The organism is Streptomyces sp. NPDC090994 (assembly GCF_044768905.1).
In the GTDB taxonomy this organism is placed as follows: Bacteria; Actinomycetota; Actinomycetes; order Streptomycetales; family Streptomycetaceae; genus Streptomyces.
In genome coordinates, this window is record NZ_JBIVWS010000013.1 from 88146 (window position 1) to 101946 (window position 13801).

Annotated in this window: 12 protein-coding genes and 1 pseudogene; 5 read left to right on the forward strand and 8 right to left on the reverse strand. The window is 75.0% G+C overall.

The annotated features are described in order from the left end of the window. The first annotated feature begins 39 nt into the window (after positions 1 to 39). Positions 40 to 1503: a membrane-associated oxidoreductase gene (locus ACIQR3_RS24935; RefSeq protein ID WP_403542606.1), complete on the forward strand. Its 1464-nt coding sequence runs from the start codon at positions 40 to 42 to the stop codon at positions 1501 to 1503. Here ACIQR3_RS24935 and ACIQR3_RS24940 read toward each other — a convergent pair. Next, positions 1490 to 3295 carry a bifunctional sugar phosphate isomerase/epimerase/4-hydroxyphenylpyruvate dioxygenase family protein gene (locus tag ACIQR3_RS24940; RefSeq protein ID WP_403542607.1) on the reverse strand — a complete coding sequence of 602 codons (1806 nt, stop codon included), beginning with the start codon at positions 3293 to 3295 and terminating at the stop codon, positions 1490 to 1492. The two genes, ACIQR3_RS24935 and ACIQR3_RS24940, sit on opposite strands and share 14 nt — an antisense overlap. A gap of 20 nt (positions 3296 to 3315) precedes the next feature. Beyond that, positions 3316 to 4194, reverse strand: coding sequence for a shikimate dehydrogenase (locus ACIQR3_RS24945; RefSeq protein WP_403542609.1), 879 nt, complete (start codon positions 4192 to 4194; stop codon positions 3316 to 3318). 119 nt (positions 4195 to 4313) lie between these two features. Here ACIQR3_RS24945 and ACIQR3_RS24950 point away from each other — a divergent pair, with 119 nt between their 5' ends. Both ACIQR3_RS24950 and ACIQR3_RS24955 read left to right on the forward strand, forming a co-directional pair. Continuing rightward, a complete protein-coding gene (locus tag ACIQR3_RS24950; RefSeq protein WP_215164870.1) occupies positions 4314 to 4979 on the forward strand; it encodes a TetR/AcrR family transcriptional regulator in 666 nt (221 codons plus the stop codon). A gap of 122 nt (positions 4980 to 5101) precedes the next feature. Next, entirely contained in the window at positions 5102 to 6454 is a 1353-nt protein-coding gene (locus ACIQR3_RS24955) for an MFS transporter (RefSeq protein WP_403542611.1), read from the forward strand. A 150-nt stretch (positions 6455 to 6604) separates the two neighbouring features. Here ACIQR3_RS24955 and ACIQR3_RS24960 read toward each other — a convergent pair whose 3' ends face one another. After that, a complete protein-coding gene (locus ACIQR3_RS24960) occupies positions 6605 to 7051 on the reverse strand; it encodes a PPOX class F420-dependent oxidoreductase (RefSeq protein WP_403542613.1) in 447 nt (148 codons plus the stop codon). 129 nt (positions 7052 to 7180) lie between these two features. On the opposite strand from ACIQR3_RS24960, the gene ACIQR3_RS24965 reads away from it, so the two are divergent. Continuing rightward, positions 7181 to 8485: a serine hydrolase domain-containing protein gene (locus tag ACIQR3_RS24965; protein WP_403542614.1), complete on the forward strand. Its 1305-nt coding sequence runs from the start codon at positions 7181 to 7183 to the stop codon at positions 8483 to 8485. Here the strand turns inward: ACIQR3_RS24965 and ribA are convergent. Next, positions 8400 to 9071, reverse strand: a complete 672-nt coding sequence (gene ribA, locus ACIQR3_RS24970; protein WP_403542616.1) for a GTP cyclohydrolase II — start codon at positions 9069 to 9071, stop codon at positions 8400 to 8402. The two genes, ACIQR3_RS24965 and ribA, sit on opposite strands and share 86 nt — an antisense overlap. Before the next feature lie 53 nt (positions 9072 to 9124). Here ribA and ACIQR3_RS24975 point away from each other — a divergent pair, with 53 nt between their 5' ends. Further along, positions 9125 to 9919, forward strand: a complete 795-nt coding sequence (locus tag ACIQR3_RS24975; RefSeq protein ID WP_403542618.1) for a creatininase family protein — start codon at positions 9125 to 9127, stop codon at positions 9917 to 9919. A gap of 536 nt (positions 9920 to 10455) precedes the next feature. Here ACIQR3_RS24975 and ACIQR3_RS24980 read toward each other — a convergent pair. The 4 genes and pseudogenes from ACIQR3_RS24980 to ACIQR3_RS24995 all read right to left on the reverse strand — a co-directional run. Beyond that, a pseudogene (locus ACIQR3_RS24980) lies at positions 10456 to 11346 on the reverse strand (lysylphosphatidylglycerol synthase domain-containing protein); the annotation flags it as partial. Beyond that, complete coding sequence (locus ACIQR3_RS24985) at positions 11343 to 12254, reverse strand: class I SAM-dependent methyltransferase (RefSeq protein ID WP_403542775.1); 912 nt, start codon at positions 12252 to 12254, stop codon at positions 11343 to 11345. The pseudogene ACIQR3_RS24980 and the gene ACIQR3_RS24985, both read right to left, overlap by 4 nt. Then, the gene (locus ACIQR3_RS24990) at positions 12182 to 13366 is read right to left on the reverse strand and encodes a glycosyltransferase family 4 protein (RefSeq protein ID WP_403542619.1); all 1185 of its coding nucleotides are present in this window, start codon (positions 13364 to 13366) and stop codon (positions 12182 to 12184) included. Before ACIQR3_RS24990 ends, ACIQR3_RS24985 begins: the two co-directional genes overlap by 73 nt. Continuing rightward, on the reverse strand, positions 13363 to 13761 hold the full coding sequence (locus ACIQR3_RS24995) for a 6-pyruvoyl trahydropterin synthase family protein (RefSeq protein WP_403542621.1): 399 nt from the start codon (positions 13759 to 13761) through the stop codon (positions 13363 to 13365). Before ACIQR3_RS24995 ends, ACIQR3_RS24990 begins: the two co-directional genes overlap by 4 nt. Positions 13762 to 13801 lie beyond the last annotated feature (40 nt).

Here is a 13801-nt window from a genome sequence, read left to right on the forward strand (position 1 = left end):
GGTTGACAGGCCCCGGCCGCCGCGTCAGAGTCCCCGCCGATGGAGATCAACGAACTGACGCCGGCCGAGGCGCGGGTGTGGCGGGCCTTCGCCCGGGGCGAGCACGTCGACTTCCGCCCCGACCCCGACGACGATCCCGCCGACGGCGGCTCCTGGGGTGCGGAGCGGACCGTACGGGCCGGGGTGCTGCGCGCGCTGCTGCTGGACGGCCCCCGGGAGAACGGCGAGGTCCCCTCGCTCACCCTCGCGGGCGCGCGGATCACCGGGAGCCTCGACCTCCAGTACGCGACCGTCGACCACCCGGTGCGGCTGCGGCACTGCCACTTCGAGGAGACGCCCCGGTTCTACGGCGGCCGGCTGCGCGAGCTGAACCTCAGCGAGTCCGTACTGCCCGGGCTGGTCTCGCACGCGGTACGGGTGGACGGCGTGCTGCGGATGACCCGCGCCCGGTTCCACGGCATGGTCCGGCTGGCCGGGGCGGAGATCGCCGGGAGCCTGTACCTGGAGAGCGCGCGGATCGACGCGCCGGACGCCGAGGGGCCGGTGCTCCAGCTGAACCAGGCCGCCGTCGGCGCCGACCTGTGGGCACCCGGACTGCGCACGCGCGGGACGGTCCGGCTCACCGGCGCGTCGGTCGCCGGCACGGTCAACCTCCGTGAGGCCGTCCTGGAGGCCCCCGGCGGAACCGTCCTGGAGGCGCCGTACCTCACCGTCGGGGCGAGTGTGTCGGCCACCTGCCTGCGCAGCCGGGGCCGCATGGACTTCCGGGGCGCCCGCGTCGCCGGAGCCCTCGACCTGTCCGGGGCGAGCCTGTCCCGGCCCGGCGGTACCGCGCTGCAGATCACCAGTGCGGTCATCGGGGAGCTGTGGCTGTTCGACGGCGAGCGCGTCGAGGGCGCGCTCCGGCTGCGCCGCGCACGGCTGGACAGCCTCCGCCTCGACCCGGCGATGGTGCCGGACGAGGTGTACCTCAGCGACCTCACCTACACGGCGCTCGTCCCGCACCATCCCGCCGCGCGCCGCCTGCCCATGCTGGAGCGCGACGGCGACGGCTACGTCCCGCACTCCTACGAGCAGTTGACGGCCGCCTACCGGCGCATCGGCGACGACGACGCGGCCCGGCTGGTGCAACTGGCCAAGCTGCGCCGGCACCGCCGCACCCTGCGTTGGCACGGCCGCCTGTGGGGCCGGCTCCAGGACGTGGCCGTCGGGTACGGCTTCCGCCCGCTGCGGGCCGGCGCCTGGCTGCTGTCCCTGCTCGCCGTCGGCTCCCTGACCTACGGGCTGCACCGCCCCGAGGCGCTGAAGCCGTCCGAGTCCCCGGAGTTCAACCCGGTGTTCTACACCCTCGACCTGCTGCTGCCGATCATCTCCTTCGGGCAGGAGACGGCGTTCGCCCCGCGCGGCGGGTACCAGTGGCTCGCTTACGTCCTGGTCCTCATGGGCTGGATCCTCGCCTCGACGGTGATCGCGGGCGTGACCCGCGCCGTCAGCCGCCAGTGACCCCCTGGGCGGTGTGCTGCGCGGCCAGGCGGACGGCCGCGTTGGGGGCGCCGTAGCCGCGGTAGCCGTCGTCGCGCTGGAGGAGTTCGAAGAAGACCCGGCCCACCGTGCGCGTGTAGCAGTGCCGGAAAGCGCCGTGCGCGTCCCGGTCGTAGAGGATGCCGAGTTCGCGGTACGTCTCCAGCTCGCCGTCGGCGAACTCGTAGCGGGCCGCCAGGTCGTCGTAGTAGTTGGCCGGGACGGGCAGCAGGCGGCCGCCGGCCGCGCGGAAGCGGCGGGCCGCCGCGACCACGTCGTCGGTGGCGAGCGCGATGTGCTGGGCGTGCGCGGTGTCGTCGGTGGGGGCGGCGCCCACCGTCAGCACGATGCGGACGGCGCCGTCGGCGCTGCTGACGGCGCGGCTGCGCAGCAGCCCGTAGGGGTCGGCGACGTCCACGCTCTGCTGCGGGCTCAGTCCGAGGACGCCGCGGTGGAAGAGCGCCGCCTCGTCGAAGTGGTGCCAGGGCTGGGTCAGGGCGAGGTGGTCGACGCAGCACGCCTCGTCGGCCTCGGGCGCCGGGGTGTCGTCCGCGAAGTCGGCGCGCCAGTCGGGGCCGTCGGCGCCGGGGGCGGCGCAGAAGAAGAGTTCCGTGCCGTCGGGGGCGGCGACCGCGTCCAGCGGCGCGTCCTCGGGGGCGCGGCGGCGCGGCAGGACCGGGGCCAGCAGGGCCTCGGCGCGGCGGGCCGCCCCGGCGGGGTCGGGGGTGGTCAGGCCGACGGCGGCGAGCCGGGTGCCGTCGCGGCGCTCGGCGGGGCCGGTGTTGACCAGGATGCGGGCCTCGCCCTGCTGCCACAAGGCGACGGGCTTGCCGCGGTGCCGGGCGACGCGGGTGAAGCCGAGGGCGCCGAGCAGCGCGGTGACCGGCCGGTCGTCCGGTGTGACCAGCTCGGCGAAGGCGACGCCGGTGGGGACGACGGGCGGGGGCGGCGAGGCGGTGCCGACCTCCTCCTGGAGCAGGCGCAGGGAGCGCTGGGCGTCCACGGCGGTCGGGGCGGCCTCGGACTGCCGGAAGACGTCGTTGAAGACCTCCAGGGAGAGCGGGCCGGCGTAGCCGGTGCGCAGGACGCGCCGGACCAGTCCCGCGACGTCGAAGCCGCCCTGGCCCGGGAAGCAGCGGTAGTGGCGGCTCCATTGGAGGACGTCCATGGCGAGCCGGGGCGCGTCCGCGAGCTGGAGGAAGAAGATCTTGTCGCCGGGGATGTCCGCGATCCCGTCGAGCGCCTCGGGCTCGCTGTTCCGGGAGAGGATGTGGAAGCTGTCCAGGCAGGTGCCGAGCGCGGGGTGGCCGGCGGCCTCGACGACGCGCCAGGCGTGGTCGTAGGTGCTGATGTGCCGGCCCCAGGCGAGCGCCTCGTAGGCGACGCGGATGCCGTGGTCGGCGGCGAGCGAGGCGACCCGGGCGAGCTGCTCGGCGGCGAGGGCGTCGTCGTCGATCGCGTCCGGGCGGACGCTGGAGCAGACCAGGACGGTGTCGGCGCCGAGCCTGCGCATCAGCTCGAACTTGTGCCGGGCGCGCCGCAGGCTCCGGGCGAACTCCTCCTCGGGCAGCGCCTCCAGGTCCCGCATCGGCTGGTAGAGGTCGATGGTGAGGCCGAGGTCGGCGCAGCGGGCGCGGATCTCCTCGGGGGTGAGGGGGCTGGCCCGCAGGTCGTTCTCGAAGATCTCCACGCCGTCGAACCCGGCCAGGGAGGCGGCGGTCAGCTTCTCGGTGAGGGAGCCGCTGAGGGAGACGGTGGCGATGGACGTACGCACGTCGGTACCTCTTCCTGGGTCTATCGGGGCGTGGCGACGGCGCCGGCCAGGTCCCGGAGGTCGGCGAGCATGGCCGTGCTGTCGGGTTCCCGTCCGGTGAACAGCCGGAACGCGTCCACCGCCTGGAAGACCGCCATGCCGCCGCCGTCGAGGGCGGCGCAGCCGAGCGCGCGGGCGGTACGCAGCAGCTCGGTCTCCAGCGGCCGGTAGACGACCTCGGCGACCCACAGGTCCCGGTGGAGCAGCGCGGCGGGCAGCGGGAGTCCGGGGTGGGCGGCCATGCCGGTGGGGGTGGCGTGGACGATGCCGTCGGCGCGGGCCAGCAGGCCGGGGAGGTCGTCCGGGGCGGCGGGGTGGGCGCGGCCGGTGCCGAAGTGCCGGTTCAGGGACTCGGCGAGGGCGGCGGCCCGCTCGGGCAGCGCGTCGACGACGGTCACCCGTCCGGCGCCCAGGGTGAGCGTGGCGTGGGCGACGGCGGCGCCCGCCCCGCCCGCGCCGAGCTGCACGATCCGCTCCAGCGGTACGTCGGGCAGGCCCCGGGCGAAGGAGGCGGCGAAGCCGGTGACGTCGGTGTTGTGGCCGACGGCCCGGCCGTCGTCCTCGAAGACGACGGTGTTGACCGCGCCGAGCGCCTGCGCCTGCGGGGCGAGCGCGTCGAGGTGTTCGATGACGAGCTGTTTGCACGGGTGGGTGATGTTCAGCCCGTCGAAGCCCAGGTCGCGGGCGGCCCGCAGCAGGTCGCCCACCTTCTCGGGCGGGGCGCCGAGGACGTCGATGTCGATCAGCCGGTACAGGTAGCGCAGGCCCTGCCGGTCGGCCTCCCGCTCGTGCAGGGCCGGGGTGAGCGACGGGCCGATGCCGGAACCGATCAGTCCGACGAGATACGAGTCCTTGGCCACGAGGGACCTCCAGCTAATGTACGAACCAGTACGTTAGTCATAGCAGCAAGGCCCGGCGCGGGGAAGACCCGACCTTCTACAATCACCGCACCGATCCATGCCCCGGCCGAAGGAACCCGATGACCAGCGTCGACGAACCGGCACGATCCAACGGGCGCATCCGCGACGCCGCCCGCACCCGGGCCGAGATCCTCGACGTCGCCACCCGGGAGTTCGCCCGGGCCGGGTACGACGGGGCCCGCGTCGACGAGATCGCCGCCCGCACCCGCACCACCAAGCGGATGATCTACTACTACTTCGGCGGCAAGGAACAGCTGTTCACGGCCGTCCTGGAGCGGGCGTACGGCGTGATCCGGGAGGCCGAGCAGCAGCTCGACGTCGAGCACCTGGACCCGGTCGCCGCCATCCGCCGCCTGGCCGAGGTCACCTTCGACCACCATGAGCGGCACCCGGACTTCATCCGCCTGGTCAGCATCGAGAACATCCACGGCGCCGAGCACATCGCCGCCTCCGAACGGCTGGGCAAGATCGGTTCGCCGGCGCTGGACGTGATCCGCCGCATCCTCGCGGCGGGCCAGGAGTCGGGCCTGTTCACGGCGGACGTGGACGCCGTCGACCTGCACGCGATGATCAGTTCCTTCTGCTTCTTCCGGGTCGCCAACCGGGCCACCTTCGGCGCCCTGTTCGGCCGTGACCTGGTCGCTCCCGAACAGCGGGAGCACTACCGGGCCATGCTCGGCGACATGGTGATCGCCTACCTGACGGCGGAGCGGGCGGCGGACTGAACAGGGGCGGACCCTGTGAGTCATCACCTCTTGACACCGGGGACACCTGGGCGCAACATCCCAACCCAACCCCTAGTAACTACCCAGTGGGTTAATTAGGCGACGATGCCGAAGGAGCCGCCGTGTCCGTCCCCACCCCCGCCCCCGAGGCCCCGCCGGGGCAGCCGAAGAAGGCCGCGACCGCCGCCTGGATCGGCAGCGCCCTGGAGTACTACGACTTCTTCATCTACGGCAGCGCCGCCGCGCTGATCTTCCCGGAGATCTTCTTCGACGAGTCGGACCCGGCGACGGCCACCCTGCTGTCGCTGGCCACCTTCGGGGTCGCGTACGCCGCCCGCCCGGTCGGCGCGTTCTTCCTCGGGCACGTCGGCGACCGCATGGGCCGCAAGAAGATCATGGTGTTCACGCTGCTGCTGATGGGTCTGTCGACCTTCCTCATCGGCTGTCTGCCCACCCGTGAGCAGGTCGGCACGCTCGCCCCGGTGCTGCTGGTGCTCTGCCGCGTCCTCCAGGGCATATCGGCGGCCGGTGAGCAGGCCAGCGCCAACTCCATGACGCTGGAACACGCGCCCGCCGGCCGGCGCGGCTTCTTCACCAGCTTCACCCTCAGCGGCACCCAGGGCGGGCAGCTGCTCGCCACCCTGGTCTTCATCCCCATCGCCGCGCTGCCCGAGGAGCACCTGCTGTCCTGGGGCTGGCGGGTGCCGTTCTGGCTGAGCGTCGCGGTCGCCGTCGTGGGCTGGTTCATCCGCCGCAACCTGGACGAGACCCCGGCCTTCGAGCAGCAGACCGCCTCCCAGGGCGTCGTCAAGCTGCCGCTGGTGGTGCTGGTGCGTGAGCACTGGGCGGACGTGCTGCGGGTGATCGGGGGCGCGCTGATCGCCTCCGTCAGCACGATCTTCACGGTGTGGGCGCTGGCGTACGCCACCAGCGACTCGGTCGGGATGTCCCGTACCGCCATGCTGTGGGTGGGCGCCCTGGCCAATGTCGTCGCCCTCGCCGCGATCCCGCTGTGGGCGACGCTGTCCGACCGGATCGGCCGGCGGCCGGTGTACCTGATCGGCGCGGCGGGCAGCGCGGTGACGATGTTCCTGTACCTGTGGGCGATCTCGACGGGCTCCTACCCGCTCACGTTCGTGGCCGGCGTCCTCTGCTTCGGGGTGGTGTACAGCGCCGCCAACGGCGTGTGGCCGGCCTTCTACGGCGAGATGTTCTCGACCCGGGTCCGGCTGTCGGGCGTGGCGATCGGCACCCAGATCGGGTTCGCGGTGGCCGGGTTCGCGGTGACGTTCGCGGCGCGGATCGCCGGCCCGGACGGGGACGACTGGTCGGCGGTGGCCCTGTTCACGGCGGCGCTGTGCGTCCCGCCGGTCATCGCGGCGCTCACGGCCCGGGAGACCCACCGGGTCCCGACGGAGCGGCTGGGCGAGCGGGCGGCCGAGGAGCCGGCCCGGCCGGAGACGGTGGCGGCCTGAGGAGGCCGTCGTCCGGCCGCCACGGACCGGACGGACCGGGCGCGTCCGCCCGGTCCGTCCGCTGTGTCCGTGCGGTCCGTGTGGTTTGTTCGTGCGGTCCGTGTGGTCAGTCCGGTTGGTTCGTGCGGTCAGTCCGGTTGGTTCGTGCGGTCAGTCCCGGCGCGGCACGCCGTACACCCGGTCCACCCGCAGCCGTACCACCAGCCGCCGGTCGCGGACCATCGCGGCGCGGTAGTCGTCCCAGTCCGGGTGTTCGCCCAGGACGTCGCGGTAGAGGCGGATGAGTTCCTCGACCGTGTCGTCGTGCGGGTCGGCGGCGACCGGGGTCAGGTCGGCGGTGCCCTCGGCGACCGCGTAGGCCCACCGGTCACCGGTGGTCACGTGGTAGGAGGCGCGGGGGTCGCGGCGCAGGTTGCGGGTCTTGGCCCGGTCGTCGGTGACCGACACGCGGATCGTGCGGTCGGCGGGGTCGTAGGCGTGGCTGACGTTCGACAGCTGGGGCCGTCCGTCCCGTTTGAGGGTGACCAGCACCCCGGCGTGTCCCTCGGCGAACAGCTTCAGCAGCGCGTCCCGCGTGGCGTCGTCGTCATCGGTCATGCCTGGGTGAACGGGCCGGCGCGGCGGTGTGTTCCCCCGAGGTTCCCGACGGCCCCGAGGTCTGAGGCGGTCCGGGGCGGGTAGACCGGACGCACCTCGGCGAGTGACCAGCACGACGGGAGAACGACGATGGCACGGCTGCGGCAGGAGACCGACCCGGACGAGGCCGGGCTGGACAGGGGCGCGCTGGAGCGGCTGGACGCGCACTTCGCCCGGGAGGTGGACGCGGGCCGGCTGCCGGGCTTCCTGGTGGCCGTCGCGCGCGGCGGACGCGTCGCCCACCTCACGGCGTACGGCCGGCGGGACGTGGCGGCCGGCCTGCCCGTCGAGGCCGACACGCTGTTCCGGATCTACTCCATGACCAAACCGGTCACCGCGGTCGCCGCGCTGACGCTGGTGGAGGAGGGCCGGCTGTCGCTGGACGACCCGGTGGCCCGCTACCTGCCGGCGTTCGCCGAGCCGCGGGTGTACGTGAGCGGCGAGGCGCCCGACGTCACCACCCGCCCGGCCGCCGGGCCGGTCCTGGTCCGGCACCTGATGACCCACACCGCGGGCCTGACCTTCGCGTTCTACCACGCCCACCCCGTGGACGCCCTGTACCGGGCGGCGGGACTGGAGTCGTCGGTGCGGCCCGGCGCGGACCTGGCCGAGACGGTCGACCTGTACGCGAGCCTGCCGCTCCAGTTCGAACCGGGCACCCAGTGGAACTACTCCGTCGCCAGCAACGTCCTCGGGCGGCTGGTGGAGGTGGTGAGCGGCCGGCCGCTGGACGTCTTCTGCGCCGAGCGGATCTTCGGGCCGCTCGGCATGCCGGACGCCGGCTTCGAGGTCACCGACGAACAGGCGACCCGGCTGGCCGAGTTGTACGGCGAGCAGGACGGCGGCGGCATCGCACCCGTCCCCGGGCTGCCGCTGCGGGGCAGGCCGCGGTTCCTGTCCGGCAGCGGCGGCCTGGTGGCCTCCGCCTACGACGTCCACCGCTTCAGCGAGCTGCTGCGGCGCCGCGGCGAACTGGACGGCGTACGGCTGCTCGCCCCGGACACCGTGGACCTGATGACCCGCAACCACCTGCCCGGCGGCGCCGACCTGCGCGCCTTCGGCAGCCGCCCGGCGCACGACGAGCCCGGCAACGACGGCGTCGGCTTCGGGCTCGGGGTCTCCGTGGTGACCGACCCGGCCCGCACCCAGGCGCCCTCGGGGCTCGGGACGTACGGCTGGAGCGGGGTGGCGACGACGACGTTCTGGGTGGACCCGGGCCGGGACCTGACGGTGCAGTTCCTGACCCAGGTGCGGCCGAGGTCCTCGCACACGGTGTTCCGGGACCTGAAGCGGCTGGTGCACGAGGCGCTCACGGACCGACCGGCACCGGGGCCGCGGCGTCCAGGTGGGGCAGGTGGTGGTCCAGGCGCTCCCGTTTGGTCCGCAGGTAGGTGATGTTGCTCTCGCACGGGGGTATCAGCAGCGGCACCTGCTCGGCGACCCGGATGCCGTGCCGGGTCAACGCCTCTTGTTTGCGCGGGTTGTTGGACATCAGGCGGACCGAGCGGACGCCCAGGTCGTCGAGGATGCGGGCGGCGGCCCCGTAGTCCCGGGCGTCCACCGGGAGTCCCAGCGCGAGGTTGGCCTCCACGGTGTCCAGGCCCTCCGCCTGGAGGGCCATCGCGCGCAGCTTGGCGAGCAGGCCGATGCCCCGGCCCTCGTGCCCGCGCAGGTAGACGACGACGCCGGCGCCCTCGGCGGCCACGGCGCGCAGCGCGGAGGCGAGCTGGTCGCCGCACTCGCAGTGCCGGGAGCCGAAGGCGTCGCCGGTGAGGCACTCCGAGTGCAGCCGGGTGAGGACGCCCTCGGTGCCGATGTCGCCGTACACCAGGGCCACTTGTTCGTCGCCGCGCTGGTGGTCGAGGTAGCCGACGGCGAGGAAGTTCCCGTACACCGTGGGCAGCGGGACGGCCGTCACGCGTTCCACGTCCGTGCGCCGGTGCGCGGTCTTCTCGCCTGGTACGCCATGCGGTTCTGTCATCATTCCCGGGTTCCTCAACAGTTTCACGAGCTGAGACGAAGGGCCTTGCGGACATGGGTGGTTCAGGGATACCGGCGGACACCACGCAGGACGTGCGGGCCCGGGGGGCCGGCGTAGCGCGGCAGGTGGCGGTGCTGCCGGTGGGCAGCTACGAGCAGCACGGGCGGTACCTGCCGCTGGCCACCGACACACTGGTGGCCTGTGCCGTCGCCGGGGAACTGGGCGCCGCGTATCCGGTGCACGTCCTGCCCCCGGTGACGGTCTCCTGCTCGCACGAGCACGCGGCGTGGCCCGGCACCGTCAGCATCTCCGCGGTGACCCTGCACGCGGTGGTGCGGGACATCGCGGCGTCGCTGCGCCGGTCGGGCGTGGACGCCCTGGCCGTGGTCAACGGGCACGGCGGGAACTACGTCCTGGGCAACGTCGTCCAGGAGGCCACGGCGCGCGGTGAGCGGATGGCGCTGTTCCCGGCCCCGGAGGACTGGGAGACGGCACGGCTGCGGGCGGGCGTGGCGACCTCGCTGCTCACCGACATGCACGCCGGGGAGATCGAGACGTCCGTGCTGCTGCACGCCCATCCGGAGTACGTACGGCCCGGTTACGAGACCGCCGACTTCGTCGCGGACGACCGGCGTCATCTGCTCTCCCTCGGTATGGCCGCCTACACGGACTCCGGTGTCATCGGCCGCCCTTCGCTGGGTTCGGCGGCGAAGGGCGAGGCACTGCTGGCGAGCCTCACGGAGTCCTTCGGGGCGTATTTCTCGCTGCTCACTGGGGCGGGGGACGGGGCTGCTCCGTCCGGCGGGGGCGGGGGTCTCGGGCCGGCCGGGGGCGAGAGCGACGCCTGACGCGGGCGGCGCGCCGGGTACGCGGCCGTCGGCCGTCTCCGGACGGGCCGGCGCAGGGCAGCCGCCTCGGCGCCGGGCTTCGGCGGACCTGCCGGCCCTCTTCCGACGGGTCCGCCGACGAACGCCACCGGTGCCTTCCGTCCGGCCCGGACCGCAGCCGCCGCGGTCGCCGTCGCCGCGGTCGCCGCAGCCATCGCCGTAGTCGCCTTGGTCGCCTTGGTCGCCTCGGTCGCCTCGGTCACCGTAGTCGCCTCGGTCGCCGCAGCGGTCTCGGTCGCCGTACCCGCCGCCGTCGCTTCGGCCGCCACGGTCGCCGTACCCGCCGCCATCGCCTCGGCCGCCACGGTCGCCGTACCCGCCGCCATCGCCTCGGCCGCCACGGTCGCCGCAGCCGCCGCCGTCGCCGCAGCCGCGCCGGGTGAGCGCGGGGGCGTGTGCGGGCCGCGGTCAAGTGCGGGCCGGCCGGCGGTGCCGAGACGGGCACGGGCCGGGAGGCGCCCGGTGGACACGGCCCCGGCGTCGGGCCCGCGCCCGGACGGGGCGGGCCGCCGCCCACGGACGGCCAGGACCGCCGCGCCCGGCAGGCTCGCCGCGAGGACGAGCACCCCGTACACCACCGCGACGGCGAGCCCGCGCTCCGCGCCCAGCCCGGCCGCGCCGAACGACCAGGCCGTGACGCCCTCCCGAGGCCCCCAGCCCCCCACGTTGAGCGGCAGGCTCATCGCGAGCAGCGCCAGCACGGCCAGCGGCAGCAGCGCGGCGACGGACGCGGCGCTGCCGGCGACGCGGGCCGCGAGCACGAACAGCGCCAGGTGCCCGGCCAGCACGACCGCCGACGACACCGCGACGCCGGTCCAGTCGCGCGGGACCGGGCGGCGGACAGGGCGGCGGACGGGCCTCCGGTTCATCCGGAGCGCGGCGAGGACCGCCAGCGCGCCCAGCGCCGCGAGGGCGGCCGGCGGTGCCAGCTGCCGGGCCTCGTCCCGCACCGGCGACTCCATCGTCACCAGCACCACCGCCCCGACGACGGCCAGCGCCACCTGCCCGGCGGCGCGTTCGAGGACCACCGCCCGCACGCCCCGGCCCAGGTCACCGGCGCCGCGCCCGTGCCGTACCGCCCGGTGCACGTCGCCGAGGACGCCGCCGGGCAGCGCGGCGTTGAGGAACAGGGAACGGTAGTAGGCGGCGACGGCGGGGCCCAGCGGCAGGGCGATGCGCAGGGCGCGGGCGACCAGCGTCCAGCGCCACGCGCTGCACACGGTGGTGACCAGGCCGAGGGCGAGCGCCGCCAGCAGCGCCGGTCCGTCGACCCGGCGCAGCCCGTCCAGGAAGGGACCGCCGCCGGTCCGCCCCAGCAGGACCGCCAGGACGGCGACGCCGGCGAGGGAGCCGAGGTGGCGGCGGAGCCGCCCGGTGGGGGTGCTCACGTGTCACCGCCCGCCGGCCGGCCCAGCGCCAGCAGGTCGTCGTGATGGACGGTCACCGCCAACTCCCCGGCACGGCAGGCCGCGAGGCGCTCGGCCAGGTACCGCGCGGCCGGTCCGCGCAGCGTGGGCCGCTGTTCCATGGCCGCACCGGCCCAGCCGCGCAGCCACCGTTCGGTGAGCGCGGCCTCGTCGGGGCCCAGCCGCCAGGGGCTCGGCCGTACGTGGACCGTGGCGCCGTGCGCCGCGAAGGCGTCCGTGGCGACCGCCACCGCGTCCGGGCCGAGCAGGCCGCTGCGCCGCTGATGGGCGTCGAAGGCCGCGGCGATCTCGGCGTCCAGCGGGTGCGCGGGGGCCAGTTCGACGCGTCCGGCGACCGAGAGGGTCAGCAGCGCCGCGCAGCCGGCTCCGGCGCAGGCGGCGGCGAGGGTGGTGACCTCGTCGGCGGTGAGGACGTCGAGGAGCGCGGACGCGGTGACCAGCCAGGCGCCGCGCAGCGCGTCCGGGGTGAGCCGGCCGATGTCACCGCGCCGGGTCTCGACGGTGACCGGGCTGCCGTCGGCGGCGGCGCGCGGAGGGTCGGCGGACGCGAAGTGCAGCAGGTAGGGGTCGCGGTCGTGCAGGGTCCAGTGCTGGGGCCCGTCGAGCAGCGGGGCGAGCCAGCGGCCCATCGAGCCGGTGCCGCAGCCCACGTCGTGGATGGCCGGCGGACCGGCCGGCCGCGCGGCCCGGAGCGGTTCCAGCAGGTCCCGGGCGCGCGCGGCGGCGTCGGCGGGCTCGCGCAGCCGCAGCCACTCGGGGGGATAGCGGACCGCCTCGGCCACCGTCTCCGTCCGCCTCATGCCGGCCTCCCGGACAGGTCGGGCAGCCGTCCCAGTACGGTCGCCAGGGACTGGGCGGTCGACGCCCAGCCGTGCAGGGACGTACGGCGGGCGCGGGCGGCGGCCTTGAGGCGGCGCCGCAGGCCGGGCTCACCGAACCAGCCGCGCAGCGCGGCGGCGAGGGCGGCGGGGTCCTCGGGCGGTACGAGGAGGCCGGGCACCGTGCCGTCGGGCGCCCGGCCGACCGCCTCCGGGAGTCCGCCGACGTCCGTGGCCAGCACCGGGACACCCCGCGCGAGTGCCTCCGTCACCGCCATGCCGTAGGTCTCGGCGTGCGAGGCGAGCACCATGAGGTCGGCGGTGGCGTAGGCGGCGTCGAGGGCGGCGCCGGTCCTCGGTCCCGCCAGTTCGATCCGGTCGCCCAGCCCGTGCGCGCCGATCCGCGCCCGCAGCCCGCCGACGTAGGCCGGGTCCTGGCCGAGTCCGCCGACGCACGCGCAGGTCCACGGCAGGTCGGCCACCTCGGCGAGGGCCTCCACCAGCCGGTGCTGGCCCTTGCGCGGGGTGACGGCGGCGACGCACAGCAGCCGGGAGACGCCGTCGGTGCCGGGGGCGAGGGGCGCGATGTCGGCGCCGGGGGCGGCGAGGTGGACGCGGCCGGGGTCCAGGCCGTGGTGGGCGACCAGGCGGCGCACCGCCCAGTCGCTGGTGGCGACGGTCGCGGACACCGCCCGCAGGACGGCCCGCTCCCGGGCGTCGAGGTCCGCGGCGACGGCCGGGTCCAGGCCCGTCTCGTCGGCGAGCGGGAGGTGGACGAGGACGGCCGTCCGCAGCCGTGCGGCCTCGGGGACGACGATCTCCGGTACGCCACAGGCGACCAGCCCGTCCAGCAGGACCACCGCGCCGTCCGGCAACCGCCGCAGCGCGCGGGCGAGTTCGGCGCGGGCGTCGGGGCCGGGCCGGGGCCAGTCGCCGGCCACGGCGACCGGCCGCACCCGCCAGCCGAAGCCGGGCAGGTCCAGTCCGGTCCGCCGGTCGTAGGCGTTGCCGCCGCTGGGCGCGGCCGGGTCGTCGACGCCGCCGGGCAGGACGAAGTGGACGGAGCGCAGGGACATGGGGACGGTCTCCCCGTTCCTCGGGACGTTCCGCTGCGCGGGCACATGCGCCAGCCGGCCCCGCTCGGCGGCGGTCGTGTCGGTCACAGCGCACGCTCGTAACTCGCCCACGCCACGTGCGACTCGTGCAGCGTGACGGTGAGGCCGGCCAGGCCCCTGGCGCCCTCGCCGAGCGCGCCCCGGTGGACCCGGTCGGCGAGCCGGTCGGCGATGACCTTGGCCAGGAACTCGGTCGAGGTGTTGATCCCGGCGAAGTCGGGTTCGTTGTCGAGGTTGCGGTAGTTCAGCTCGGCGACCACCGCGCCCAGCTCCCGGGTGGCCAGCCCGATGTCGACGACGATGTTGTCCGCGTCCAGGTGCTCGCGCCGGAACGTGGCGTCCACCAGGAACGTCGCTCCGTGCAGGCGCTGCGCGGGGCCGAAGACCTCGCCGCGGAAGCTGTGGGCGACCATGATGTGATCGCGGACGGTGATGCTGAACAACGGGCGACCCTCCAGGTGTGGTGCGTCTCCGAATGTGTTC

Bases quoted from the DNA above. Each gene is read 5' to 3' on its own strand.
- ACIQR3_RS24960 (WP_403542613.1), bottom strand. From the start codon at position 7,051: ATGACCGATGACGACGACGCCACGCGGGACGCGCTGCTGAAGCTGTTC.
- ACIQR3_RS24975 (WP_403542618.1), top strand. From the start codon at position 9,125: ATGGGTGGTTCAGGGATACCGGCGGACACCACGCAGGACGTGCGGGCC.
- ACIQR3_RS24950 (WP_215164870.1), top strand. From the start codon at position 4,314: ATGACCAGCGTCGACGAACCGGCACGATCCAACGGGCGCATCCGCGAC.
- ACIQR3_RS24935 (WP_403542606.1), top strand. From the start codon at position 40: ATGGAGATCAACGAACTGACGCCGGCCGAGGCGCGGGTGTGGCGGGCC.
- ACIQR3_RS24965 (WP_403542614.1), top strand. From the start codon at position 7,181: ATGGCACGGCTGCGGCAGGAGACCGACCCGGACGAGGCCGGGCTGGAC.
- ribA (WP_403542616.1), bottom strand. From the start codon at position 9,071: ATGACAGAACCGCATGGCGTACCAGGCGAGAAGACCGCGCACCGGCGC.